Annotated in this window: 25 protein-coding genes and 1 pseudogene; 15 read left to right on the plus strand and 11 right to left on the minus strand. The window is 30.1% G+C overall.

Annotated features, from left to right (window positions below; all coding sequences use genetic code 11):
* The first annotated feature begins 47 nt into the window (after nt 1-47).
* The gene (locus CLOPA_RS03725; protein WP_015614138.1) at nt 48-839 is read left to right on the plus strand and encodes a sulfite exporter TauE/SafE family protein; all 792 of its coding nucleotides are present in this window, start codon (nt 48-50) and stop codon (nt 837-839) included.
* An 82-nt stretch (nt 840-921) separates the two neighbouring features.
* Here CLOPA_RS03725 and CLOPA_RS03730 read toward each other — a convergent pair whose 3' ends face one another.
* Nucleotides 922-1,533: a TetR/AcrR family transcriptional regulator gene (locus CLOPA_RS03730; RefSeq protein ID WP_015614139.1), complete on the minus strand. Its 612-nt coding sequence runs from the start codon at nt 1,531-1,533 to the stop codon at nt 922-924.
* A 555-nt stretch (nt 1,534-2,088) separates the two neighbouring features.
* On the opposite strand from CLOPA_RS03730, the gene CLOPA_RS03735 reads away from it, so the two are divergent.
* The 10 genes from CLOPA_RS03735 (at nt 2,089) to CLOPA_RS03780 (ending at nt 13,860) form a co-directional block, all read left to right on the plus strand.
* Nucleotides 2,089-3,651, plus strand: coding sequence for an MDR family MFS transporter (locus CLOPA_RS03735; RefSeq protein WP_015614140.1), 1,563 nt, complete (start codon nt 2,089-2,091; stop codon nt 3,649-3,651).
* A gap of 204 nt (nt 3,652-3,855) precedes the next feature.
* Nucleotides 3,856-4,197 carry a TM2 domain-containing protein gene (locus CLOPA_RS03740; RefSeq protein ID WP_015614141.1) on the plus strand — a complete coding sequence of 114 codons (342 nt, stop codon included), beginning with the start codon at nt 3,856-3,858 and terminating at the stop codon, nt 4,195-4,197.
* Nucleotides 4,198-4,549: 352 nt separating this feature from the next.
* Nucleotides 4,550-4,729 (plus strand): MarR family transcriptional regulator, encoded by a 180-nt coding sequence (locus tag CLOPA_RS23550; RefSeq protein WP_051115599.1) that lies wholly within the window; start codon nt 4,550-4,552, stop codon nt 4,727-4,729.
* Nucleotides 4,698-6,128, plus strand: a complete 1,431-nt coding sequence (locus tag CLOPA_RS03750) for an MFS transporter (protein ID WP_015614142.1) — start codon at nt 4,698-4,700, stop codon at nt 6,126-6,128. Before CLOPA_RS23550 ends, CLOPA_RS03750 begins: the two co-directional genes overlap by 32 nt.
* Before the next feature lie 245 nt (nt 6,129-6,373).
* The gene (locus CLOPA_RS03755) at nt 6,374-7,624 is read left to right on the plus strand and encodes a hypothetical protein (RefSeq protein WP_015614143.1); all 1,251 of its coding nucleotides are present in this window, start codon (nt 6,374-6,376) and stop codon (nt 7,622-7,624) included.
* 377 nt (nt 7,625-8,001) lie between these two features.
* Entirely contained in the window at nt 8,002-9,714 is a 1,713-nt protein-coding gene (locus CLOPA_RS03760) for a methyl-accepting chemotaxis protein (RefSeq protein ID WP_015614144.1), read from the plus strand.
* A gap of 153 nt (nt 9,715-9,867) precedes the next feature.
* Nucleotides 9,868-10,770 carry a glycerophosphodiester phosphodiesterase gene (locus CLOPA_RS03765; protein ID WP_041710765.1) on the plus strand — a complete coding sequence of 301 codons (903 nt, stop codon included), beginning with the start codon at nt 9,868-9,870 and terminating at the stop codon, nt 10,768-10,770.
* A gap of 351 nt (nt 10,771-11,121) precedes the next feature.
* Entirely contained in the window at nt 11,122-11,829 is a 708-nt protein-coding gene (locus CLOPA_RS23555; RefSeq protein WP_015614145.1) for a hypothetical protein, read from the plus strand.
* 577 nt (nt 11,830-12,406) lie between these two features.
* Entirely contained in the window at nt 12,407-13,372 is a 966-nt protein-coding gene (bioB, locus tag CLOPA_RS03775) for a biotin synthase BioB (RefSeq protein WP_015614146.1), read from the plus strand.
* 152 nt (nt 13,373-13,524) lie between these two features.
* Nucleotides 13,525-13,860 (plus strand): hypothetical protein, encoded by a 336-nt coding sequence (locus CLOPA_RS03780; RefSeq protein ID WP_015614147.1) that lies wholly within the window; start codon nt 13,525-13,527, stop codon nt 13,858-13,860.
* 189 nt (nt 13,861-14,049) lie between these two features.
* On the opposite strand, the gene CLOPA_RS03785 is transcribed toward CLOPA_RS03780, so the two are convergent.
* Both CLOPA_RS03785 and CLOPA_RS03790 read right to left on the minus strand, forming a co-directional pair.
* Nucleotides 14,050-14,508, minus strand: coding sequence for a putative ABC transporter permease (locus CLOPA_RS03785; protein WP_015614148.1), 459 nt, complete (start codon nt 14,506-14,508; stop codon nt 14,050-14,052).
* Nucleotides 14,509-14,767: 259 nt separating this feature from the next.
* Nucleotides 14,768-15,760: an LCP family protein gene (locus CLOPA_RS03790; protein ID WP_015614149.1), complete on the minus strand. Its 993-nt coding sequence runs from the start codon at nt 15,758-15,760 to the stop codon at nt 14,768-14,770.
* Nucleotides 15,761-16,252: 492 nt separating this feature from the next.
* On the opposite strand from CLOPA_RS03790, the gene CLOPA_RS03795 reads away from it, so the two are divergent.
* Nucleotides 16,253-16,657 carry a hypothetical protein gene (locus tag CLOPA_RS03795; protein WP_015614150.1) on the plus strand — a complete coding sequence of 135 codons (405 nt, stop codon included), beginning with the start codon at nt 16,253-16,255 and terminating at the stop codon, nt 16,655-16,657.
* Between the two features lie 211 nt (nt 16,658-16,868).
* On the opposite strand, the gene CLOPA_RS03800 is transcribed toward CLOPA_RS03795, so the two are convergent.
* From CLOPA_RS03800 to CLOPA_RS03815, 6 genes are all read right to left on the minus strand, one after another.
* The gene (locus tag CLOPA_RS03800) at nt 16,869-17,120 is read right to left on the minus strand and encodes a spore coat protein (RefSeq protein ID WP_015614151.1); all 252 of its coding nucleotides are present in this window, start codon (nt 17,118-17,120) and stop codon (nt 16,869-16,871) included.
* 19 nt (nt 17,121-17,139) lie between these two features.
* On the minus strand, nt 17,140-17,325 hold the full coding sequence (locus tag CLOPA_RS03805; protein ID WP_015614152.1) for a hypothetical protein: 186 nt from the start codon (nt 17,323-17,325) through the stop codon (nt 17,140-17,142).
* Between the two features lie 402 nt (nt 17,326-17,727).
* Complete coding sequence (locus tag CLOPA_RS03810; protein WP_015614153.1) at nt 17,728-18,234, minus strand: hypothetical protein; 507 nt, start codon at nt 18,232-18,234, stop codon at nt 17,728-17,730.
* Between the two features lie 156 nt (nt 18,235-18,390).
* A complete protein-coding gene (locus CLOPA_RS26380; RefSeq protein WP_015614154.1) occupies nt 18,391-18,519 on the minus strand; it encodes a hypothetical protein in 129 nt (42 codons plus the stop codon).
* Nucleotides 18,509-18,676 (minus strand): hypothetical protein, encoded by a 168-nt coding sequence (locus CLOPA_RS24780; RefSeq protein WP_015614155.1) that lies wholly within the window; start codon nt 18,674-18,676, stop codon nt 18,509-18,511. Before CLOPA_RS24780 ends, CLOPA_RS26380 begins: the two co-directional genes overlap by 11 nt.
* Nucleotides 18,677-18,691: 15 nt before the next feature.
* On the minus strand, nt 18,692-18,898 hold the full coding sequence (locus tag CLOPA_RS03815) for a hypothetical protein (protein WP_015614156.1): 207 nt from the start codon (nt 18,896-18,898) through the stop codon (nt 18,692-18,694).
* A 437-nt stretch (nt 18,899-19,335) separates the two neighbouring features.
* Between CLOPA_RS03815 and CLOPA_RS03820 the strand changes: the two genes are divergently transcribed.
* Together CLOPA_RS03820 and CLOPA_RS03825 are read left to right on the plus strand one after the other, a co-directional pair.
* A complete protein-coding gene (locus CLOPA_RS03820) occupies nt 19,336-20,208 on the plus strand; it encodes an Rpn family recombination-promoting nuclease/putative transposase (protein ID WP_015614158.1) in 873 nt (290 codons plus the stop codon).
* Nucleotides 20,209-20,374: 166 nt separating this feature from the next.
* Nucleotides 20,375-20,728: a hypothetical protein gene (locus CLOPA_RS03825; RefSeq protein WP_041710768.1), complete on the plus strand. Its 354-nt coding sequence runs from the start codon at nt 20,375-20,377 to the stop codon at nt 20,726-20,728.
* A 116-nt stretch (nt 20,729-20,844) separates the two neighbouring features.
* On the opposite strand, the gene CLOPA_RS03830 is transcribed toward CLOPA_RS03825, so the two are convergent.
* A complete protein-coding gene (locus tag CLOPA_RS03830) occupies nt 20,845-21,936 on the minus strand; it encodes a GerAB/ArcD/ProY family transporter (protein WP_015614160.1) in 1,092 nt (363 codons plus the stop codon).
* A 771-nt stretch (nt 21,937-22,707) separates the two neighbouring features.
* On the opposite strand from CLOPA_RS03830, the gene CLOPA_RS03835 reads away from it, so the two are divergent.
* Nucleotides 22,708-23,532, plus strand: coding sequence for an Rpn family recombination-promoting nuclease/putative transposase (locus CLOPA_RS03835; RefSeq protein WP_015614162.1), 825 nt, complete (start codon nt 22,708-22,710; stop codon nt 23,530-23,532).
* A gap of 79 nt (nt 23,533-23,611) precedes the next feature.
* Here CLOPA_RS03835 and CLOPA_RS03840 read toward each other — a convergent pair.
* Nucleotides 23,612-23,989, minus strand: a pseudogene (locus tag CLOPA_RS03840) (nitroreductase family protein); the annotation flags it as partial.
* Nucleotides 23,990-24,043 lie beyond the last annotated feature (54 nt).

The following is a 24,043-nucleotide window of genomic DNA, read 5'->3' on the forward strand; positions in this document are numbered from 1 at the left end:
AGTAAATCGCAATCTATAATTAGCAACTACAAAGGAGACATATTTTTATGAATTTGGTGTTTTATTTATTAGCAATAGGTATAGGTATTATTACTGGCGGTATGACAAGTCTTATAGGTGCTAGTGGAGTTATGATTATAGTTCCTATTTTAACTATGTTCTTTAAAGTTGGTGTTCATGCCGCAATAGGCACAAGCCTTTTTGTGGATGTTATAGCTTCTTTAACTGTATCTTATTCTTACTACAAAAATGGCAATATAGACCTTAAATCAGGTGTCTGGATAGCTTTAACTTCTGTTATTGGAGCTCAATTAGGTGCATCATTTGCAAACAAAATGGAAGAAGGTAAACTATCCTCTAGCTTTGGAATTTTTTTAGTTATTGGAGGCTTATCAATGTTTTATAATAGTTTTAAAGGGAAAAATGATTCATTAGATACTGTAAGAGGATTTATTCATTTTAAAAGAGAATGGCAAAAAATACTAGCAGTTTTAATTACAGGATTAGGTATAGGAATATTAAGTGGACTGTTTGGAGCTGGTGGTGGAGTTATGGTACTTTTAGCTTTAATAATATTAATGTCATTTCCACTTCATAAAGCTATAGGTACTTCTACTCTTATAATGGCTATAACAGCTTTTTCCTCTACTGTGGGCTATGCGGCTAGAGGCAATATCAGTCTTATATTAGGCAGTTTCTTGGCTGGGGGAGCAGTCTTAGGTGGAATTTTAGGTTCTCGTTATGCTAATAAGGTTAATGAAAGGACTTTACAAAGTGCTGTGGGTATATGCTTTATGGCTATGGGTATAGTTATGACTGTAATAGCAATAATCAAATAAACTAATTAATCTGAGGAGAAGGTAAATATTTGAGGAGATTAGATGTGATGATAAAAAAGAATTTACCTCTAATCTCCTTAAATCATCTCTTCATAATTCCATAATACATTAATGAAAAGAATTCCTTTGCCAGCTTTGGATTATTTTCAAGTTTATCAAAGCTGGAGGGATTATTTAGAAAATAATATCGTATAGCATCTGTATAATACAGTATTGATTCTATAGAAATGTCTTTATCAATAAGACCTTCCTTTTTTCCCTGCTCGAAGAGTTTAGTAAAGCCATCTTCTATTTTTTTATAATTATCTTTACCTATATATTCTATAGCAAAATAACCAGGTGCACTTTCTGATGAATTATTATGTACGGATTCTACCAAGAAATGCATGGAAAAACTTTTGCAAAAATTTATTTTTGACATCAATAATTTTTCTATTTTAACCTTTACAGAATCACTGCTTTCTAAAATATCTAAGGTTTCAACTAGATTAGCATTTACAAGTTTTTTCAACAGCTCATCTCTGAGATTTTTTTTACTATCGAAAAAATTATATATGGAAACCTGTGAAACAGAAGCTTTTTTCGCAATTTCAGCAATACTCACCTTGTCATATCCAAATTCTTTAAATAGTTCTAAAGCTGCATCTAATATAGATTCTTTTTTATCTTCACGTCTTTTTTCAAAGCCATTCATCTTTACATTCCTCCAAGATATGAAATATATTTATAATTATATTACAAAACTATTGCATTTTCAATTTTAATAAAATATAATATGAAATATAAAGAGTGATTTATTTCATAAATATTATAATTATTCTAAGAAAGAACCTATATAGTATAGCAGCAATGATGTTATCTTTATGAAAACATCATTCTTGAAGAAGGCTAAATAAGAAGGTTTTACATTATCCATATAATTTATACTGCTAAACAGCTAATTAAAATCATAATTTTATTATTTTAGGCTGAATACCATTCAGCAATTTGATAATGCAAATTATATATTATCAGGATAATCCTGTAATTAGCAGGTGATTTTAGAAATCTTCATATTACCTAATGTGACTGTAAGCTTTTTATACTGCTTTCAGCAAGCATTATAATAAATTAATCTTGCTTAAAATTAAATAGGGAGAAGTGCGTCAATATATTATCAATTATTATTAATTATCAATATCATCAATAAATTGATAATAATAAAATACAATTTAAAGATATTTTAATTTATTGGAGGAGAGTGATTTACATGACTTTTACAAATCTAACCAAAAAAAACACAGTATTAATAATGATAGGAGTAATGATGAGTATACTATTAGCATCTCTTGATGGTACTATAGTCACTACTGCTATGCCAAAAATTATAAGCAGTCTTCAAGGCTTTGATTACTACACCTGGCCTATGATAGCTTATCTACTTTGCATAACAATTTCAATGCCTCTCTTTGGAAAGCTGGCAGATATGTATGGTTTTAAACCTGTATATATATTTGGAATTATTGTTTTCTTTATAGGGTCAGCTCTATGCGGAGTTTCTCAGAATATGATGCAGCTTATCTTCTTTAGAGGTTTTCAGGGAATCGGTGGGGCTATTTTAATATCAAATTCTCTAGCAATTATAGGAGTACTTTTTGCTCCGGCAGAAAGGGCAAAATATGTGGGAATAGCATCTTCCGCAGGAGCGCTTGCCAGCATAGTGGGACCATCCCTTGGAGGATTTATTACAGATAATTTCAGTTGGAGATGGGTGTTTTACGTAAATATCCCTATAGCCATAATAGCGCTTATTATAATAATATTAGTACTTCCTACTCATAAGGCAGAGGAGAGGAAAAAAGTGGACTATTTTGGAGCTGTAGCTTTAATTGTAGCTTTAGTACCAATGCTTCTTGCTTTTACCTGGGCAGGAAAGGATTATGACTGGAATTCAGTTCAAATTGTAGACATGCTTATATTTTCAGCGGTTATGCTAATTATATTTGCAGTTATTGAAATAAAAGCCGAAGATCCTATAATACCAATGACCCTATTTAAGAATTCCATATTTAACTTTTCAGCTATTGAAATGTTTTTAATCAGTGCCGTAATGATGGGAGCTGCAATTTTCATACCACTATTTGTGCAAGAAGTTACAGGTTCCAGTGCCAGTAAATCTGGAGCAATACTTACCCCTATGATGCTCAGCCTTATTGTAGGAGCCATGGTAAGTGGAGTTCTGGTATCAAAGACTAATAAATATAAGCTTCAGGCCATAATTGGATTTGTCATTGCAGTTATTGGATCTGCACTGCTTTTGAATTTAAAAGTTAACACTAGTAATTTACAGATAATAATTGACATGATTGTTTTGGGATTTGGAATAGGGATTGTAATGCCTATCTTCAGTGTTACTGCCCAGAGTGCTTTCCCTGAGAGTCAAATTGGAGTTGTAACTTCATCAACACAATTTTTTAAATCTCTTGGACAGACTATTGCTTCCTCAATACTTGGAACAATTATGAGTACAGTTGTGACAAATGGATTAAAGGATCTTGACACTACAGGTTTACCAGCTTCTATTACTAGTGTATTAAAGAATCCAAATGCACTAACTGGTGGAGGAGATTCCATGAAAAGCATAGCTGCAAAATTGCCTAAGGAAATGCTGCCACGTTTTATGAAATTAATAGAGGATATAAAGGGCATTCTCTCTAATTCTATTCACAGTGTGTTTGTAATTTGTGTTGTTATGTCAATACTGGCTTTAGTAGTTGTCTTATTTATGAAGGAAATTCCTTTGAGTAATACTAAAAATTCAGCAGAACAATAAATAAAAAATATTATAATTTAACATTTTTTGTTATGTTCGTGAATATATTTATTAATGAGTTATTTGTCTTACTGTAATAAATTATAGTAATTTAGATGCCTGCATAATTTTAAATTAAAATTTGTTGGTAATTTAGAAAAATTTTTTTAAGATTGCAGTATTCTGCAATCCACTAAATTGTAATGATTTATAAGGAGAGATAAAATGGATTCTAACAAAGTAGATATGTTCATAGCTAGTACAGGTACTAAGTATTTACCTAGTGAAAAGTTAATGGCAGTAAGAAGCAGTATTGAGACATTAGAGGATAGTAAACTAATAATACTACAATCTTTGAATTATAAAGACCCAATAGTTGTTTTTTTGATTTCAATATTTTTTGGTTATCTTGGAGTAGATAGATTTATTTTAGGGCAAGTAGGATTAGGAATAATTAAGTTAATAACTTTAGGAGGATTCGGCATTTGGGCTATAATTGATTGGTTCACTGTAATGAAAAGAACTAAAGAAAAAAATTATAATATGCTTTTAGAAATAATAAAATAATAAAGGTAATTGAAATTATCCATAAGATTATTTTGCATGAATAAAAGGAGCGGCTCATATATAGTCGCTTCTTTTATTTATGATTATTGCATAATTTTCATTTTCTACACCTTAGGGGTACAAATTTTGGAAATTATGAGATGGCACTAGACAGCACACTTCATTGACAAATTTATTTCCCAGTGCTATTCTCTAATTAATTAGATACCTAATTATATATGGGGAGAGCAATAATGTTAAAGTCAGATTCAGCTAAATTATATACAACTTTAAATTGATTGGACGACAAATCCACCGTTTTTCACATCAGGCATAACCGAAAGGGCATTCCTATAAGGAACAATCACGTTTATTGTCATTAATTTTTCAGAATGATGGAATTATTCAAAAAGATCTGGCTAGGGAAATGGACATGAGACCATCTTCCATGACTGAAATGCTTATGCGAAATGAAAAGCATGGTTTTATAGTGCGCAGGCAGGATGAAAAGGAGGAAAATTATGACAAATCAAAACAATACAGCTTCTGTTAAAACCAGTTACCTTTTAGTCATCATAGTACTTTCACTTACTACCCTTATGTCTTCAATAGACACAAATATAGTAAATATTGGTCTTCCTACTATAGCCAGGGAACTTAATGCAAGCTTTGGCAGTATTCAGTGGATAGCCTTGAGTTATCTTTTGGCAGTGACCTCTCTTATAGTTGGTATAGGGCGTATTGGAGATGTGTTTGGGAAAAAATCTATTTTTATCTATGGTATCATATTATTTACCGTTGCTTCTTTACTATGTGGTATGTCCACTTCCATTTATATGCTTATAGTTTTTCGCGCACTGCAAGGGGTAGGAGGAGCTGTACTTATGGCACTGTCCTTTGCTATTATAGGAGATTTAGTTTCTAAGGAGAAACTCGTAACCAGTATGTCAGTGCTTACAGCTATGCTGCCTATAGGTTTTGCCCTTGGACCATCTATAGGTGGTTTACTCATAGGATACTTTGGCTGGAGAGCTGTATTTTTCTTCAATGTACCTATAGGGGTTATAACATTAATTTTAGTGGCAAGATTTCCTAAGATACCTATATCAGAGAAGGTTCAAAAATTTGATATACTAGGTCTTATTTTATTGTGCTTTACCCTTATATGTTATGTATTGAGTGTCACTTTTGCTGAAAGTGATGGCATGGGCATACAAGTTATTTTATGTGTAGTTTTAACTATAGCAGGTATTATAGCATTTTTAACCTTAGAGCATAGAATAAGGTATCCACTTGTAAAACTCAGTATGTTCAGAAATCATGTATTCAGTGGAAGTCTTATCATATCTGTACTAATGTATGCCGTAATAACGGGAACCTTATTAATACTTCCTTTTTATCTTCAGCAGGCAAGAGGGTTTTCCACATCCAAATCAGGATTATTAATGACTATAGGACCTGTAAGCTGCGCTATTTTTACTCCTATTTCTCAATGGGCAGCAAAAAAATTTGGAAACTATACAATAATGCTTGTAGGCATATTTGCCTTTGCTGCGGGTTCATTTGTAATGGCCACATTAAACGGTTATTCCAGTATACTTAGATTTGCTGGTACAATTATTTTATTTAATGGAAGTTTGGCCTTTTTCCAGACACCAAATAATGCAGCTATAATATCTACTGCAAAACCAGAACAGAGAGGACTTGCATCAGGCCTTCTTAATCTATCTCGTACCATAGGACAGACTACAGGTATGGCATTTTTGGGCGCTATATTTTATTTCTTTACAAATACTAAAACTGTAGAGAAAATGAAACCTGCAAATATTATATCTGGAGTAGATCATGCACTTTTCATTGCAGGCTTTGTTATAGTATTTGCGTTTATTGTAGGATTGATTACTCTTTTGCCAAAAGCCAGAAGCATGGATCTTGAAAGTAAGGCTTCTTAACAGTCATCATCACTTTGGTTAGTACTCAATTATTCGGCACTGCCATTTTTCAGTGTAAAAATGTAAAAAACAGTACTAAAAACATAAATGGAAGAATATACACCCAAAGGGTGGATAATGTGGTGAATGATAGCTGATGGACTGCACAGATAAAAGTGGAGTTTCATCAGCTGAATTTTTTTAGTGTATAATATATTAGTAAATATGTTAAAATATATCAGTAAAAGAGTTGCAAGGAGATAAAAATGAAGAGTTTTAAACAGAATTATTATAAAATAGTTGCATTACTGGGGATAATTCTTTCACTGCTGTGGGTTATTTTTGTAAATACACAGCCCTATTCAGATTTTGCCTATTACAATACCATAGCAAAGCAGGTGGCTAATGGGGGACAGTGGGGAAATACCTATACCTCTGTGGGTTATTCCATAATTTTAGGCTTTGTGTATAAATTATTTGGAAGCAGTTTAATAACTGCAAAACTTTTTAACTTAGTTTTAACTTGTTTAAGCTATTTAATATTTTATAAATTATTAATTAAGCTTCCTATAAAAGAGGGCAGACGAAAAATTGTATATACCTTATTCGTACTTTTCCCAAGCAATATTTTCTATAACAGTATATTGGGTACGGAAATAATATTTACTACTATATTTCTTTTAGCTACATTAATATATTTCAGTGAAATAAAATATAAATATGTACTTATTGGTATTTTGGTTGCAGTAAACTCCATGATAAAACCCTTTTTTCTGGCGCTCTTTTTTGCCATATTTTTAGTAGAGCTTTTGTCAGGGATAAAATTTTTACAGGTAATAAAGCATACAGTAATAATATTGGCAGTAAGTTTCCTGGTGCTTTCTCCCTGGGTATATAGAAATACAAAATTAATGGGACAGTTCACCTTTATTTCCAATAATGGTGGAATAGTGATGTACATAAACAACAATTCTCAGAATAACTATGGAAGATGGATGGCGGCTGCCAATGTGGAGAATTCCATTGTAAATACAAAGGAATATAAAAAAGCCAATATGACAGCTAAAAATAAAATGTTGAGTACAGCAGCCAAAAAATGGATAGTAAGCCATCCGGGAAGATTCATAGGATTGGGCTTTAAAAGATTGATTAATACATATTTTGTAGGAGACGATATACTCTATGCTTTTGATGGAGCAGGCATCAGTGCATATTTGCAGTATATATTTATAGCCTATGCTAGCCTGGCAAAGAATATATTATTTATACCTGCCATAGTATTAATGATAATATCTACTGTAAAGGTAATCCTAAATTTAATTGGCAGAAAATCAATTGAAAGCTTTACCCTATATTCTCTTATATGTTTTTATATGTTTACCTGTGTATATTTTGTTACAGAGGGTCAGGGACGTTATTCTTTCCCTGTAATATTCATAGCTGTGTATTTTTTCTCAGAGTTGATATTTAGTATATTATCAGCAGTAAAAAAATTAAAAAATAAAGTGCATCTTTAAAAGTGATCATGCTTTAAAACTCCAATTTTCCAAAGTAAAAGAAAATAAGAATAAAATGAAGACATACATTCGCAATTTGAGCTGTTTTGCTATTCATATCTATGCATAGCGAAACAGCTTTTTAATTATTCTGACAATAAAAATAATTATTAAAATAGGTAGTAGAATTCTGCACATCAGGTTAAATTTGAAAGCTTATAAAGAAATTCACCATATTAACGATTATAAATTTATTAGCATTATAGTATGTGATTAATTAAAAAATTTGTTTTATATAATTTACATTAGTAAAAAGCTATGTATATCTGTGAAAACCTGACTTCATAGAAATATTTTGCCATTGTAAATTATATAACATAGTTGGAGGACGAAAAACAATGAAAATACTTAATAATCTTAAAGTAAGAACAAACATAATTATAGCTTTTTTTATCATAGTTTTAGTAGTTGCAATAATAGGAATTATAGGTATGACTTCACTGCAAAAACTGGATAGAAATTCACAGGGAATGTATAGTAATAGTCTTAGAAATGTATATATACTTACTGATATGGAGCAGAATCTAACTGAAATTAGGGCAGATATGTTAGACTTAGTTTATGTAAAAGATGACAGTCGAAAGACAGCATTATTAGAAGACATTAAAAAAAATACAGATCAAAATTACAGCTATATAAAAGAGTATGGCAATAGCCCTATAAATGATCAGGAAAAGAAGGAATTCAGCTTGTTTAATGCTAATGTTAAGGACTTTATTGAGCAGCAGGACTACTTATTGACTTTAATAAATAATAATAATTTTGATGCGGCAGTAAATCAGTATGGTCAAATGGATGAAAAATGGCAGATTATGTTTAATTCCATTGATAAGTTGGTAAATATGAGTAATATTCATGCCAAACAGACAAATTCCGATAATCATAATGTATACATAGGTGCTGGGAATACCATGCTTATACTTATTTTGGCAGGTATTATTATTGCCATAATTTTATCTTTTGCAATTGCAAAGGGAGTAACTACTCCTCTTGGAAAAATAAGAGTTTTTGCACAACGATTGGCGGAATATGATTTTTCTACACCAATGATTGTAATGGGGAAAGACGAATTTTCACTAACAGCTTTAGCTCTTAATACTGCTCAAAACAATGTGAAGGAACTTATAAAAAATATTATGGATAATGCCCAGGATATGAGCGCTGCCAGTGAGGAACTTTCAGCTATGACTGAGGAACTTACAGCAAATTTTGAAAGTATAGATGCTGCTACAAAGGAAATAACAAGTGGAGTGCAGGAAACCAGTGCTTCTTCAGAGGAAATCAGTGCATCTGTACAGGAAGTAGATTCTAGTATTAATCAATTATCGCAAAAATCCATGGAAGGAAGTAATAATTCTTTTAAATCTAAGGAAAGAGCAATTGAAGTACAGGATAAAGGTAATAAGTCTGCAGAGACAGTGGGTAAAATATATGCTGAAAAGAAAAATAAAATATTAAAGGCTATTGAAGCTGGGAAAGTGGTAGAAAATATAGGAGCAATGTCAGATACTATAGCAGCCATAGCAAAGCAGATAAATTTACTGGCACTTAATGCAGCTATTGAAGCGGCAAGAGCCGGAGAACATGGTAAAGGCTTTGCAGTGGTAGCTGAAGAAGTAAGAAAACTGGCAGAACAGTCATCAGAGGCAGTATCAGGTATAAAGGATACTATCTTGAAGGTACAGGAGGCTTTTAAAAATCTTTCTGATAATAGTAATGATGTATTGACATTTATCAATAAAGATGTAGATTCACAATTTAAAGCTTTTTTAGATATGGGAAATCAATACTATAATGATGCAAATTTTATAAGTTCTGTAACTGAAGAGATAGCAGCTATGACGGAAGAGATAACTGCTACAATGGGACAAGTAGCTGAAGCTATACAAAATACAGCTGAAATTGCAGAAAAATCCTCTGGCAATATTGAAGCAATACAAAGCAGCATGAATGATGCAACTCAGGGAGTAGAACAGGTAGCCAGAACTTCTCAGACTCAGGCAGAGTTTGCACAAAAATTAAACGAAGTAGTACAGAAATTTAAAATATAAATTTTATTTAAATATAATGCATAAAGTGTTAAAATACATATATTATAATATAATAGAGTTCTGTTTAATAAATATGTAATAATTTGGTGCTTTTATTTTATTGTTTGTTTTAATGGATATATTAAAATTTTATTTTTCAAAGAGGATAATCTTATGAAAACAATTAATGCTAATTTTAAAAATTTATTAAGAATATGTGTATTTCCAGTTGTAGTAATATTTATTTTTGTATTTGTTTTGATTAGATCAGATATTCATGATGACCAAGTTTATAAAGCAAATAATCTAAAGGAAAATGAAAGTGTTCAATATATAGATAATACTATGAATTTACATCCAGTGATAGTTATAGCTCACAGAGGAGTTTGCGCTAACGAACCTGAAAACTCCATGAGTTCCATTAAGAGTTCCATAGAGCGCAAAGTAGATTATGCAGAAATTGATGTACAGGAAACTGCGGACGGAGTAGTGGTCTTAATGCATGATCCAAGCTTGAAAAGATTGACGGGAGTAAATGCTCCTGTAAATAGATTAACTTACAAGCAAATGGAAAAACTTACATTACGCACACCTTCGGGTTCTAAATATAAAGAGGATAAAATTCCAACTCTGGATGATGTAATAAAAGCATCCAATCATAAGCTCAAGATTATAATAGAAATAAAGCCTTATGGAAACACTGTGGATCTTACCCGTAAAGTTGTTAATCTTATAGAAGAAAATAATTTTACTAATCAGTGCATGGTTCATTCATTGAGTTATAAGATTCTACTGGATGTAAAAAGACAAAATCCTAATATTAGAACAGGATATATAGTCGGTAACTCTAAAGAGAAGATCCCCACAGAAGGTGTGGATTTCTATAGTATAGAACAGAAAATTATAACACCAAATTTAGTGAATAATATTCACAAAACCAATAGACTTGTGTATGCGTGGACAGTTAATTATCCTGTGAATATGCAAAAGGTAATGAAATCAAATGTGGACGGGATAATAACAGATAAAGCGCCTATATTATTGGATAAGAAAAATGAAAAGATTCATAAAATATAATTTTTACCCCATGACTACTTGCTTTAATAATACTCCCATCTGTTTCAAAATTGTAATAAAGAGTGGCTGTGTCCCTGGATAACGGCTTAACCTAAAGGACAATGAGTTCTAAGTATTGTAAATACCGATACTTAGAACTCTGTTTATATAAATTTAAATTAGGAAGTGATCTGGCAAAGCATTGATAATACTTGATTTTCAATTTAAAAATGCAATATTGTAAATTTCGACAAAATATTTATTTATTTTTTGATATAATATTACTGAATTAATAAAGATGTATTACTATGGAATATTTTACTATAAATTCTCAATAATCAATTTTAACAACTAGCTATGGGGGGAACGAAAATGAAAAAAAATTTTCTGATTGGAGTAATAATAGCAGCAGTAATACTGGCAGCTGGGTCAATAGCATATATACATGGAAAAAATAGCAGTCTGGCTGCATCACAAAATAATACAAATTCTACTACAAATAATTCGTCAGTCTTAGAAAATAACACTAATAATTCTTCCTCTGCTTCAAACAATAGCAGCACTGGTACAGGAACTAGTAATTCTTCCAGCATAAATAACAGCAATAGTACCAATTCTAATAGTAGTAATGTAAACAATGGAGCAGCTTCAAGCAATAATAGCTCTTCTGCAAATATGAATTCAGCTAATAGTACAAATAACAACGCAAATGTTAAAGGTTATGAAGCATATTTTGGTCAGTGGAAAATTACAAAATCTGTTGGAACTGTACCTATTTATGCCATGTCAGAGGACGATATAAAGAGTTATATTGGTAAAACAATAACTATATCAAAGAATCAATTTGCCGATACAAATGGATCGGTACAAAGTCCTAGATATGAAGTGAAGACTGTTTCCGGCAGTGAATTTTTTGATGAAAGCAAAACAAAACTAAGTGCCATTGAAGTAAATGGAGATTCAATTAGGGAACTTACCATATACAACCCAGAGGGAAAGGCCTATAATATGATTTACTTATTGGATAACAATACTATAATATATTTATGGGACGGAGTTTTCTTTCAGGGAGAAAAGTAGAGAACCAAAATTTTTAATTTTGTGTGAATCACTTTCACAGAGTGCAAGTAGAGAACCAAAATTTTTAATTTTGTGCGAATCACTTTCACGGCGTTCATAAAACATTCAACAAAGTTAAGTAATAGTTACAATGTTGGAATAATGACGTAACATTGAATTGTTATTATAACAATATAGGATTACCCCTTTAATCCATATAATTATTGGTGCTGGTAGAAATACTAGTGCTTATTTTTTTGTTAAGAATAGTAGATGAGAAAATTAGTAGATATCATATGTTTGACAATAGGTTATAAGTTGTATAAAATTGAATTAATCGTTAACTTATAAAATCGATATGGTTAACGTAAAGAAGTGTAGAATATTAATAAAAGATGGATAAAATTATTTTAAATTAATTGGTAACTGTAATATTATATATTGGTTAACATAATTAATATCTACAAAAGCACAAAGCCGCATTGTTATTATTTGCTATTTGTAAGTGAACTACTCTCCACCTATAGAGGATTGGAGAATTCTGCACATTAGGTTAAAAATTATATAAAATAATAAATCAAATTCATGGAGGAATAAAATGGATAGTATTATTTCAAAATTAGAAGAAAAGATAAACAGTGGAGAACTTATAACTTATGCAGAAGCACTGGAAATTTCAAAGACAGAGGATTTAGAAGGACTTATAAAGGCAGCAGATAGAATTCGTGACAAATTTAATGGAAAAGTTGTGGATATATGCTCCATAATGAATGCCAAGTCTGGAAAATGTACAGAGGATTGTAAATACTGTGCGCAATCTGCCCATTATAAGACAAATGTACAGGAATACGGATTGGTGGATACAAAGGAAGCAGTGGAGCTAGCCAGAGAAAATGAAAGAGAGGGTGTAAACAGGTTTTCACTTGTTACCAGTGGCAGAGCTTTGACGGGAGAAGAATTTAAAAAAGCTGTTAAAATATACAGTACCTTAAGGGATGAAGTAAAGATGGATCTTTGTGCTTCCCTTGGAATTATAAATAAAGAACAGCTGGAAGAACTTAAAGCAGTTGGAATAACAATGTATCATCATAATCTTGAAACCAGCAGAGATTACTATAAGGATATATGCACAACTCACAGCTATGAGGAGAGGATAGATACCATAAAAGCAGCAAAAGAAGCAGGACTTAGAGTCTGCTCTGGTGGAATCATTGGTATGGGAGAAACTATGGAGGATAGAATAAAAATGGCTATGGACCTTCAAAAGCTTCAAGTATATTCCATACCTGTAAACGTACTAAATCCTGTAAAGGGAACCCCTCTAGAAAATGCCCAAAGCCTTACTGATGAAGAGATACTTAGAACTATAGCAGTGTTCAGATTTATAAATCCAAAAAGTCAAATAAGGCTGGCAGGAGGAAGAAGTCTTATAGCTAAAGATGGTAAAGACTGTCTTAGAGCAGGTGCCAATGCTACTATTTCAGGCAATTATCTTACAACTGTAGGAAACAAGATTGTAGATGACATAAAGATGATAAAAGACGTAGGTATGGAAGTAGTCTAAGAGATGTACGTAAGTGCTTATTTTTTATAAGCATCTTATGGGGAATGAGATTTTTGTTAGCAGTGTGCATACAATAATTGAAAGCAAAAGGTTTAATATATGTATTGAAGAGTACCGTAAATAATGTATAATATAAATACGGAGGTGCTTGAATGGAAAATTTAAATAATGATTTATTGAAAGCTATAGAAGTTATGCTAAAAAAAGAGCTGCAGCCAATAAAAACGGAAGTTCAATTAACAAAGACAGAAGCTCAATCAATGAAAACAGATATACAATCAATAAAAACACAATTAGATGAAAATACACAAATATTAAAAGCACTTGAACATAAAGCCGACGTAAATAAAGCAGAACATGATAAGATGAGTAATGATATAGCACATATAAAAGGTGACATTGAAGGGTTAAGAAAAGATATTACAAATGTTGAGATAATTACAAGCAGTAATTGGAATGACATAGCAAAACTGAAGTCAGTAAAATAATAGAGTAACAGCCTATATCTAAGTGGATACAGGCTTTTTTTGTTTTACATATGCTTTTAAGGAATTTGGTCAGTATTCTCTATAATTTACATTGCTAAAAAGCTATTTATGTTTTTAAAAACTTGATTTTATAGGAATATTAGTAAGCCATTTGTCATTGTAAATTATAGAGTATTGGTTTTTATAGGCTTACTCACAGGTAAACAAATCTTTATAGTTCTTTAATAGTCCAACTGGCTTTTTTTGTCCAAATATCTTGTATCTTAAATAATCATCTCCGTATACACCAAGTGGAACAAGGAAGAACCAAATCACAGCGTAGGGAATACATATCTGACCATATAGATTTCCCCAGGTATTTGAATAATCCCAGATATTAAGCTTAAGCCATACATTGAGGATCACTCCCGAAGTAAATTCTATGGCTAAAACTATTGCAGTACCAATGGCACATTGCTGCCACATTTTACAGTTGCAGAAGCCTTGCCTTTCATTGAGTCTGCCTATTAAAAAGGAGCACAACCCGCCTACTACCAGCATAGAGATGTTTGTCCATCCACGCCACAAGCCTTCCAGCACCATATATAAGGCACCCATTATAAAAAATAGTATAATATCCTTTTTAAAATTGGAAGAATTATAAATCATTTATATTTTAACCCCCTAAGAATTAGTTACACAATATAAATATATGACTATTAAAGTTTATTATTAACTGTAAGTTTTAATTTTTATAGGAGTGAAAGCTTTTCATCCGGCTGCGCGGTGAAAAAGTGAAAGATTACCGCCAAAGCGTCAAGGTGAAAGATTTAACCTTGGCTTCGCCGGTTAAAGCTTTCACTAGTTAATGTGGAAAAATTACCATGTGTTAGCTTAAATAACCTAATAATTAGTTCGCCATTTATCACTATTTTAAATCTCCCTCAAATATAAACTGATGAAGATCTGCAATATTGCCTTCTCTGTTCCAATCCAGGTAAAAAACGCCATGGATTATTCTATTAGTACTATAGCCAGTCTTATCCTCCGGCAGCCTTAATTGTTCTACGGTTTTTATATTATTTATAAGTGCGTAAGAGGTGTAGGAAAGAATAGCTTTCTTTGATAGAGAAGTTTCAACATAGGGAAGAACAGTATCAAGCATATTGGAAATCTGAGATAAATTCATAGAAGATATTTTATTGAAAATCTCAATGAGAACAGCCCTCTGCCTTTGTGTTCTCTCAAAATCTCCATTGCCTACAGACCTTATTCTGCAATAGGCTAAAGCCTGCATACCGTTTAACTTCTGCATTCCACCTTTAGTTAAATAGAAAGGTGTCTTTTTTTCCACAACAGCTACTTCTTTTATATATTTATTAATAGACGCTATTTCACTGTCAGCTACATTTAAGTCTACACCACCTATAGCATCTACAATTTTATAAAAACTGACAAAATCTACTTTTACAAAATCCTTCATATTCATTTGTAAATTATCATTCACTACCTTTAGTGATAATTCTGGTCCACCATAAGCATAGGCATGGGTAAGTTTATCCTGAGCTTTGCTTCCTACGTTATTCATGAGCATATCACGCATTAAGGAAGTTAATTTTATCTTCTTGTGAACCTTATCCAGTGTAAGTATTATATTAGAATCTGCACGGCCAGTGTCATTAGTTTCATTTAATTTATCCACACCCAGCAGTAATATGTTAATATAATTTTCCTCCACATTGTTGATATCATTGGTATTAAATTTTTCTGTATTTATACCAAGACTGGAGGGGCTTTGTGATATTTTCGTGGTCTTAAGTTTTGAAAGTTTACTGTTAATAGTTAAATAGCCGCTGACAGCAATAGTAATTATTACAGCAAGTACTACTAATATAGAAATAAAAATTCTCCTTTTTCTCATAGTTTTTCTCCAGTCAGGCACGCGGTAAAGAAATAATATAGTATATTTTCAATCATACTGTCTCTGTAGGAGCATTTCACAGCACCAATAAGACTTGATTCTATGAAAATAAATGGTACATCCTTCATTTGTTATTTCTTTTTAGATACCTAAAATATACTTTGTTACTACATATGCTAATCTAAAAATTTCTATAGGCTGAGAACTCCTTTTACATAATAGTTTTCCTTCTATTTGTCAATATATATGTAGTAAATTATGTAAAGGTAATTTCCTTATGCTAATACATACATTTACAATAAAAATAATTACAGGAATTACTTCATAAATCTAAGATTAATACTTAACTGTATCTGGAATAAAGATATATACTTATGGGAAAAATATTATAAAAATCATGAAATAATATTAATGAGATGAATTGTAATATTCTTTAGAATTTTAGGCAGTTTCTAATGAATCTGTGGCTATATCATATAAAGGAGCGATAATATGAAAGTGGAAGGATTTTTTAGTGGAATAAAAAATGCAAATGAAGCAGTGGAAAAATTAAAAGGGCAAGGCTTTGAAAATACTCAGGTGGATCTAAATGATCATTATTTGAGTACTATGCATCGTTCGCCTAGAGTAGCTGGAGCGGGAAATGGTTTCAGTCTATCAAGTCTTGTACTGGATACAGAAAATTATAGAGCTGATGATGCTGGTTCAGCTGCAAAGGCAGCCAGTCCTATGGTAAGTGGAATGGGAAGTTTTGAAGAGATTGCAAATATAAATTATAAGGTAACAGTGGAGACAGAAAAGGATAATGTAGAAAAAGCTAAAAATATTATTGAAAATATAGGTGGAGATTTACGAAATCATAATATCAGTATACCAGATAGGATTATTAAGCGTTAAGCACTATATATATGGCTATATAAGTTTGAGGACAATGTAATACACAATCATTACAATAATACCAGAGTATAAACGCTGTAGAAAATAAACTGATTGTAGCATTTAATGTAAGGTAATATGATATATTACAATAATAAAAAGTACTTAGATCACTCCAAGTACTTTTTATTATATTCTTTATGGTATATATATTTAATATAATTTTAATAAATTATTGTTGGCTAGTTAATTCTGTTTTAACTGCATCTATTTCAGTTTGACTTGCTGGCTGGGCAGGTACATAGTAACCTTTCTGTTTAGCAGCTGAATAAATTTTATATTGACGAGCTTCATCTGAATTTCTCATTTGTTGAAATTGTTGACGTAATCTTTCATCATTAGTTTCTGATATCACAGTAGCATAAGTTGATAAACTGCCCTTAATCATGCTTAGATAATCGTTCATTATATCTTTTTCTTTCATTTTAAGTGCCTCCTATTCCCTATTTTAAAAATGTCAGTAAAGTTTGTTTAGCGGTTCTTGCTTCTTGAGCATCTGCATGAAGCATTTGGACTAAATTCTGATCAGTACATTGATTAGCATAGTCATCTAACTTATTTGCTACTGTTTCGTGTGCTCCAATAAGATGACGAAGATTTTGTAATTCTACTAAATTTAAATTTGACATAAGCTCACCTCTTTAATTATATTTCAATAGTATTATTAGAAAAAGGATTGAAAATTATTCTATAAATATTACATATTCATAGGATTAGTAAAAGACTAATAGCTGCAGTTGCTTAAATAGTGTTTAAAAAAGTATTATACAGTTATAATTAAATTGATTTTAATAAATTTTATGGAAGCTACAATTATGAAGAGTGTTATGATATTATGTAAAACAATCCTTTGGAATGATACTCCAACTGACGTAGAATAGATACGATATAATTTTAAAGAAGAGCAATTTATTAGGTAATTGAAGCGAACTATATTTGAAGTACGAAACAAAACACCGTAAAATTCTTGATTGAATAATACGGTGCTTGAATAAGATATTTTATTTTTGTGATTAATATGCTTAATAAAACTATTTTAAGTAATCTTTAAGATAAAATATCTTATAGTTTTGACTACCCCATATATTTTTCCATGAAACTCTAACTCTAAAGTTTCCAATTATATTTTTTAGATCATTTTGAGATGTATTTTTTAGATAAATATTAATATTTTCATTATATTGTGTATCATTTCCCATTCTAGAATTGCTATCATCTAATATCTGTATGTTATTATTATTTTTTATATATTCATACAACATATTTGTTCTATCTTCTTCTATTTTTACATTTCTTATTAATAAAATTGGATTTGTAATTTTTATTTGTAAATCTATGTTTCTATATTTTTCAATCCCTTTTTCTGCAACTACTTGTCTATTATTTAGTATTGTTTTATATTCTTCACTACTTATTTTGTTAATTTGTGGAATGAAAACTATCTTAGGCTGAACAAAAGTTGAGAAATACAAGGACAATGCTACAATTACTAATAATATTACAGCTGATAAAATATATAATATCCGTTTTCTATTCACTATAAAGTCTCCTCAATTCTCTATTAAATCTTAATGATTTATATAGAAATTATACCATATTATTTTATAATCCATTATTACAAATAAAATATATTAGGAGTTTATTCCATAAACACCTCATTATTTAATTTTCAAAGTACAGTTTTGCCAATCTATCTAGTTGGCTTTATAATCAATTGATGTGCCCCTTTTATCTCTTTGGACTATTACACTGTATTCTTCTATTTGATTTAACAAATCTTTAAGCTCTTTGTATGGCATTGTTACTGTTGCTTTATACAACATTCAATTCACTTCCCATAAAATTCTTCTCACTTGGTATAAAATGATTGTCATAATTATATTGAATAAGCTGTATTTCATTACACTTACTGCAAGGCTCCTGAGTAACTCTGTTAATTGAATATAAACACTCACTACATCTTGTCTTTTGATTTTTCATTGTTTATCTATCCTTTCAAAATAAATATTGTTTCTCAAACTCTTTTTCTAAAATCATTAATATTTGTAACATACCCATTGCCATCTGGCCATTAACCAGCTTAGCAAATTCCATTTCTTTTTCTGTAATCTCTATAGCTTTTCGAATTCCTACCTCAAAATTATCAGGTAACTGTGCTATATGTACACTACAGCTGCAATATATATTCCATATCTTCTCCATTATCTAACATTTTTCCACATTTTTCATGGTCTTTTATTTGTTGTTTACTTAACATTATTCCGTCTCCTTAAAGAACACTTTATCCAATGGTAGAACTTCTTTTAAATTAATATTTACTGACATGGAGATAAAGTGAGAAAATCAATTAATATTCATAGAAAGCTATACACAAAATATAACTTATTGCAGAAAATTCTGATAAAACAAAAATAAGAAAGTATATAAGTTTTGATAATATTTTTATAAATAATGAAGTTGCCATAGAATTTGGATATAATATAGATAAGGTAAATGGTCAATTAACTGAAAAAAGGTTTTGAACTTAGATGGTGTTGCATTTTTAGGTAATAGAGATAGTAAGGTAACTTAACTTTAATTATTTGCAATCAGTTTAATATAAAAAATATAGTTAAAAAATGAAGGGAAGTGATTAGAACGTGTGCAGACTAAATCCAAAGGTAGATTTTGCATTTAAAAAACTATTTGCAAGCAAAGAAAATAAGGATTTGTTGATATCCTTCATAAATTCAATGCTTTCAGAAAATGAACAGATTTCAGATATAGAATTAAAGAATCCATACAATATAGCAAATTATAGAAAAGGTAAAATGACAATACTGGATATAAAAGCAGTGGACGATAAAGGGGTATGGTATGACATAGAAATGCAGCTGGCAGAGCAAAGCTTTTATGATAAAAGGGCCTTTTACTACTGGGCAAAGGTATATTCAGATCAGATAGAAAGTGGCGATGATTTTGAAGTATTAAGAAAAACCATAGCTATAAATATACTGGATTTTAACTATATAAATGAAGAAGATTTTCACAATGTATACAAGGTATTTAATGAGAAGAGTAAAAAAGAATTTTCCAATATATTTGAAATGCATTTTGTTGAGTTAAATAAATTCAATAAGGATTACAGCAATTTAACCAGTACCTTAGACAGATGGGTAACCTTTTTAAATAGAGCCTATGAGATAGATATAAATAAAATACCAGAAGAATTGGCAGTGGATAAAGAAATAAAGAAAGCACTGGAAAAGCTTGATATTATGTATCTTGATAGTGAAGAAAGAGAAATATATGAGAATGACTTAAAGGCTATGAGAGATTATAAGGCCGGTCTTAAGACTGCTGAGAGAAAGGGAAGAGAAGAAGGAAAAGCTGAAGGAAGAGAAGAAGGAAAAGCTGAAGCTAAGACTGAAATGGCAAAAAGCTTTTTAAAAATAGGATTAAGTATAGAACAAATAGCAGCAGGAACTGGGCTTACTGTTGAAGAAATTGAAAAATTGTCACGAAGACAATGATATATCCAGAGTATTCGAATCTACTTAAGTGAAATAATAAATACAGATTTTAAGGACATTTTTAGCGGTATTTATAATTATAAGTTATTATGAAGGAGAAATTAGGTAATATTGTACTTTTACACTAATTAATGATAACATTATAAGTGAAATGGGGTGTAAGAAAATGATACTTTATCATTTTTCAGAAGGGAATTATAGCAGATTAGTTCCAAAATCAGAATTAAAATCACATTTAGGCGAAGAAAAGTCTACAGGAAAAAAGATGATGATTTTAACTACCAATCCTAATATATTCTACGAAAATGACAATGGAGGTAACTTTTTTAAGTATAGATATATTGTAAAGCTAGATAAAAATGATCCTTATTTACATGCTGATGATAAATTTAATAATATGATGGAGAAATATAATAAAGCCTTTGGTTCAAAACGTGCGGCATTTAAATGGTTCTTCTATGATAATGCACTAGACTATATTTCTATTTCAGAATGGAATAAAAAATTATGTAGATTTTAGTAAAGAATTGAAATAAAAGCAGCTTATATCAATAAATTCGGATATAAGCTGCTTTTATTAGAAGTAGAATAACATTATTTGATTATGAAACTTTAAAAATATATTGTAAAATATTCCTATGTTTTTATCATTTTTTTGAAATAATAAATTATAAGGGATATTAACGGAATTCCAATAACAATTGGAGGAAAAATATACGTTAAAGCAATATTCCAACCAATATACATATGTTCTGGATAAGTATCTGCAATTATAAATGAAGTGATTAATATTAATACTCCTAATATAGTACACAGTAGCCCCCAATTTTTAATCTTAAATACCTGTGAAATTCCTAGTGCTGATGCATACATTAGTATAGATATTTTAAAAAATCCACCTAGCATTAAAACCACTATAAATATTATATCTAACCTATTTAAAAAGTCGCCAATATGTATTAATCTAACAGCTTCAAGTAAAGGATAGGCAGTTGAACTGGCAAATTCATATCCTAAAGTTACTATAAATAGAATATGGTTTAATGCAATAAATATACCCTCTAAAATTGACACAAAAATCACAGTTTTATTTAATTTACTTTTTTGCATTAGGAAAGGATATAACATAGTCATAGTTATAAATTCACCATAGGGAAACATAGAAAGTTTCCATCCTTTTGAAATTAATTTTATGAAATTCATATGTAAAATTGGATATATGTTGTAAAATTTTAAAGCACCTTTGCTTATAGATAGTAATATAAAAGCAAGAATACTGAAAAATATTACAACGATAAAGCCTATCTGTACCATATTTCCTATATTCTCAATGCCTTTATAAACACTATAAGTAATAATAACTATAAAAATTGATGATATTATGTACGCAGGTGTTCTTATCAGTGCAAAAGACGTTGTAAGTTCAGTAAAATCCCTTAAATCTCTGGCAGCATCATAGGCAAAAAACCACATGTATATAATGCCTAATATAAATCCAATATATTTCCCATATATTTTAGGTAAATATGTTACTATGGAATCTTCAGGGTATTTATTAAAAAGACTTATATAAACCATTTGCATAATTATAAAAACTATTGAATAAAACAACAATGCAACCCAAATATCGTTCTTAGTATCTGGTGCTAGAAAAAATAAGCTTGCAGTTCCGTAAGGCACTAAAAACATTATTGCTAAAATTTGATATGATGTTAATTTTTCTTTCATTTGTAAACCTTCTCGATTTATAAATTTTTATCTATAAAATTATCTATACATAATATAATTTTTACAAAAATCCATAAATTATTTACTTTAAACAAAAGTAATTTTGTGTAAAAACAACTAGGGTATATTATATACTTTTAATATACAATATACCAGTAGATACTATAAAATAGAATCCCTTCAATATATAAAGAGTTTACGCCAATAAATTTATAAATTTTCACCTTTACTTGCTGCCTTACATAAGGCAAATACAATTAAATAAGTGACACCTACAAAAGCACCAATAAAAATATCCATTATAATCACCTTCTCTAAATTATATACGTATTAGCAACTGTATATTAGTATAAGTAATTATAAGAGCTATTAATTGCATAGATATTAACTGTATTTTAATTTATAGTGAACTATATCTAAAAAATTATTAAACATAATTTGTTTATATTTAACTGTTTTTAATTGAAAGGAATAACTAAATAATAGAGGATATAGGGTAAGCATTAAATTTATTTGATTTAAAATAATATCCAAAATCATATTTTTCAAGGGTTCATTCATAAGTAACAAAGGCATTTATAAAAGAATGCCTTTGTTACTTATTCCAAATTTTTAGTTTTAAACAATTTAAATAAATAATGAAGTTTTTATAGAATTTGGATATAATATAGCTAATAGAAAATGTGAAATGAATTTACTTTAGTGATTTTTAGAATTAGTTGATTGGTAATTAACAATACAATAGGAAATAAACGTAAGGGAGGTATAAAAATGTGTAGATTAAATCCAAAAGTAGATTTTGCATTTAAAAAACTATTTGCAAGCAAAGAGAATAAGGATCTGCTGATATCCTTCATAAATTCAATGCTTTCAGAAGATGAGCAAATTTTAGATATAGAATTAAAGAATCCATACAATATAGCAAATTATAGAAAAGGTAAAATGACCATACTGGATATAAAGGCAGTGGACGAAAAAGGGGTATGGTATGACATAGAGATGCAGCTGGCAGAGCAGAATTTTTACGATAAGAGAGCTTTTTACTACTGGGCAAAAGTGTATTCAGATCAGATAGAAAGTGGGGATGATTTTGAAGTATTAAGAAAAACTATAGCAATAAATATACTGGATTTTAATTATATAGATGAAGACGATTTTCACAATGTATATAAAGTATTTAATGAAAAGAGTGGGAAAGAATTTTCCAATATATTTGAAATGCATTTTGTTGAATTAAATAAATTTAATAAGGATTACAGCAGTTTAACCAGTACTTTGGATAGATGGGTAACCTTTTTAAATAGGGCCTATGAGATAGATGTAAATAAAATACCAGAAGAGCTAGCAGTAGACAAGGAAATAAGGAAGGCACTTGAAAAACTTGATATTATGTATCTGGATAGTGAAGAAAGAGAAATATATGAGAATGACCTAAAGGCTATGAGAGATTATAAGGCGGGACTTAAGACTGCTGAGAGAAAAGGCATAAAAAAGGGAAAAATTGAAGTGGCAAAAAGCTTATTAAAAATGGGATTGAGTATAGAACAAATAGCATCAGGGACTGGGCTTACAGTTGGAGAAATTAGAAAATTGTAAAGTTATTCTTTAATTAAAATGAAAACAGCTTATATCAATAAATTTGAATATAAGCTGTTTTTATCAGAAGTAAATAGCATTATTTAATTATGTTCACTTTGTGTTCTTTTCTTGCAGGGGCTTTAGCATTTTCAGATGCAGCATAACCTAGAGCAATGGAGTTTATTGGATTGTAACGTTCAGGTATTCCAAGTTCCTTTTTAAAATCAGCATTGTTTCCATTTCCGAATATGAAGGGCATACTGCCTATCCAGCAAGTACCTAAGCCAATAGCTTTAGCTGCAAGTAACATGTTTTCAGTGGCAGCTGCGGTATCAGCCTCAGTATTAGTAGCCTTAACATTTCCAGATATAATTATAGCTGTAGGTGCATTGTAAAATACTTTATATTTATCATTGTTTGCCATACTCTTTAATTGATCAATATTAGACTTAGCAAAAGTATTTTTTGCAGTTTGAGTAAATTTTTTAAGTAATTCAGCATTTTGTACAACAGTAAAGTGCCAGGATTG

Origin of the sequence: Clostridium pasteurianum BC1, from assembly GCF_000389635.1 — a bacterium.
Lineage (GTDB): Bacteria > Bacillota > Clostridia > Clostridiales > Clostridiaceae > Clostridium_I > Clostridium_I pasteurianum_A.

What these genes read in the sequence shown, in the direction of transcription:
- CLOPA_RS03725 (WP_015614138.1), top strand. Translation starts at nt 48, where the DNA reads ATGAATTTGGTGTTTTATTTATTAGCAATAGGTATAGGTATTATTACT.
- CLOPA_RS03730 (WP_015614139.1), bottom strand. Translation starts at nt 1,533, where the DNA reads ATGAATGGCTTTGAAAAAAGACGTGAAGATAAAAAAGAATCTATATTA.
- CLOPA_RS03735 (WP_015614140.1), top strand. Translation starts at nt 2,089, where the DNA reads ATGACTTTTACAAATCTAACCAAAAAAAACACAGTATTAATAATGATA.
- CLOPA_RS03740 (WP_015614141.1), top strand. Translation starts at nt 3,856, where the DNA reads ATGGATTCTAACAAAGTAGATATGTTCATAGCTAGTACAGGTACTAAG.
- CLOPA_RS03750 (WP_015614142.1), top strand. Translation starts at nt 4,698, where the DNA reads ATGACAAATCAAAACAATACAGCTTCTGTTAAAACCAGTTACCTTTTA.
- CLOPA_RS03755 (WP_015614143.1), top strand. Translation starts at nt 6,374, where the DNA reads ATGAAGAGTTTTAAACAGAATTATTATAAAATAGTTGCATTACTGGGG.
- CLOPA_RS03760 (WP_015614144.1), top strand. Translation starts at nt 8,002, where the DNA reads ATGAAAATACTTAATAATCTTAAAGTAAGAACAAACATAATTATAGCT.
- CLOPA_RS03765 (WP_041710765.1), top strand. Translation starts at nt 9,868, where the DNA reads ATGAAAACAATTAATGCTAATTTTAAAAATTTATTAAGAATATGTGTA.
- CLOPA_RS23555 (WP_015614145.1), top strand. Translation starts at nt 11,122, where the DNA reads ATGAAAAAAAATTTTCTGATTGGAGTAATAATAGCAGCAGTAATACTG.
- bioB (WP_015614146.1), top strand. Translation starts at nt 12,407, where the DNA reads ATGGATAGTATTATTTCAAAATTAGAAGAAAAGATAAACAGTGGAGAA.
- CLOPA_RS03780 (WP_015614147.1), top strand. Translation starts at nt 13,525, where the DNA reads ATGGAAAATTTAAATAATGATTTATTGAAAGCTATAGAAGTTATGCTA.
- CLOPA_RS03785 (WP_015614148.1), bottom strand. Translation starts at nt 14,508, where the DNA reads ATGATTTATAATTCTTCCAATTTTAAAAAGGATATTATACTATTTTTT.
- CLOPA_RS03790 (WP_015614149.1), bottom strand. Translation starts at nt 15,760, where the DNA reads ATGAGAAAAAGGAGAATTTTTATTTCTATATTAGTAGTACTTGCTGTA.
- CLOPA_RS03795 (WP_015614150.1), top strand. Translation starts at nt 16,253, where the DNA reads ATGAAAGTGGAAGGATTTTTTAGTGGAATAAAAAATGCAAATGAAGCA.
- CLOPA_RS03800 (WP_015614151.1), bottom strand. Translation starts at nt 17,120, where the DNA reads ATGAAAGAAAAAGATATAATGAACGATTATCTAAGCATGATTAAGGGC.
- CLOPA_RS03805 (WP_015614152.1), bottom strand. Translation starts at nt 17,325, where the DNA reads ATGTCAAATTTAAATTTAGTAGAATTACAAAATCTTCGTCATCTTATT.
- CLOPA_RS26380 (WP_015614154.1), bottom strand. Translation starts at nt 18,519, where the DNA reads ATGTTGTATAAAGCAACAGTAACAATGCCATACAAAGAGCTTAAAGAT.
- CLOPA_RS24780 (WP_015614155.1), bottom strand. Translation starts at nt 18,676, where the DNA reads ATGAAAAATCAAAAGACAAGATGTAGTGAGTGTTTATATTCAATTAAC.
- CLOPA_RS03815 (WP_015614156.1), bottom strand. Translation starts at nt 18,898, where the DNA reads ATGGAGAAGATATGGAATATATATTGCAGCTGTAGTGTACATATAGCA.
- CLOPA_RS03825 (WP_041710768.1), top strand. Translation starts at nt 20,375, where the DNA reads ATGATACTTTATCATTTTTCAGAAGGGAATTATAGCAGATTAGTTCCA.
- CLOPA_RS03830 (WP_015614160.1), bottom strand. Translation starts at nt 21,936, where the DNA reads ATGAAAGAAAAATTAACATCATATCAAATTTTAGCAATAATGTTTTTA.
- CLOPA_RS03835 (WP_015614162.1), top strand. Translation starts at nt 22,708, where the DNA reads ATGTGTAGATTAAATCCAAAAGTAGATTTTGCATTTAAAAAACTATTT.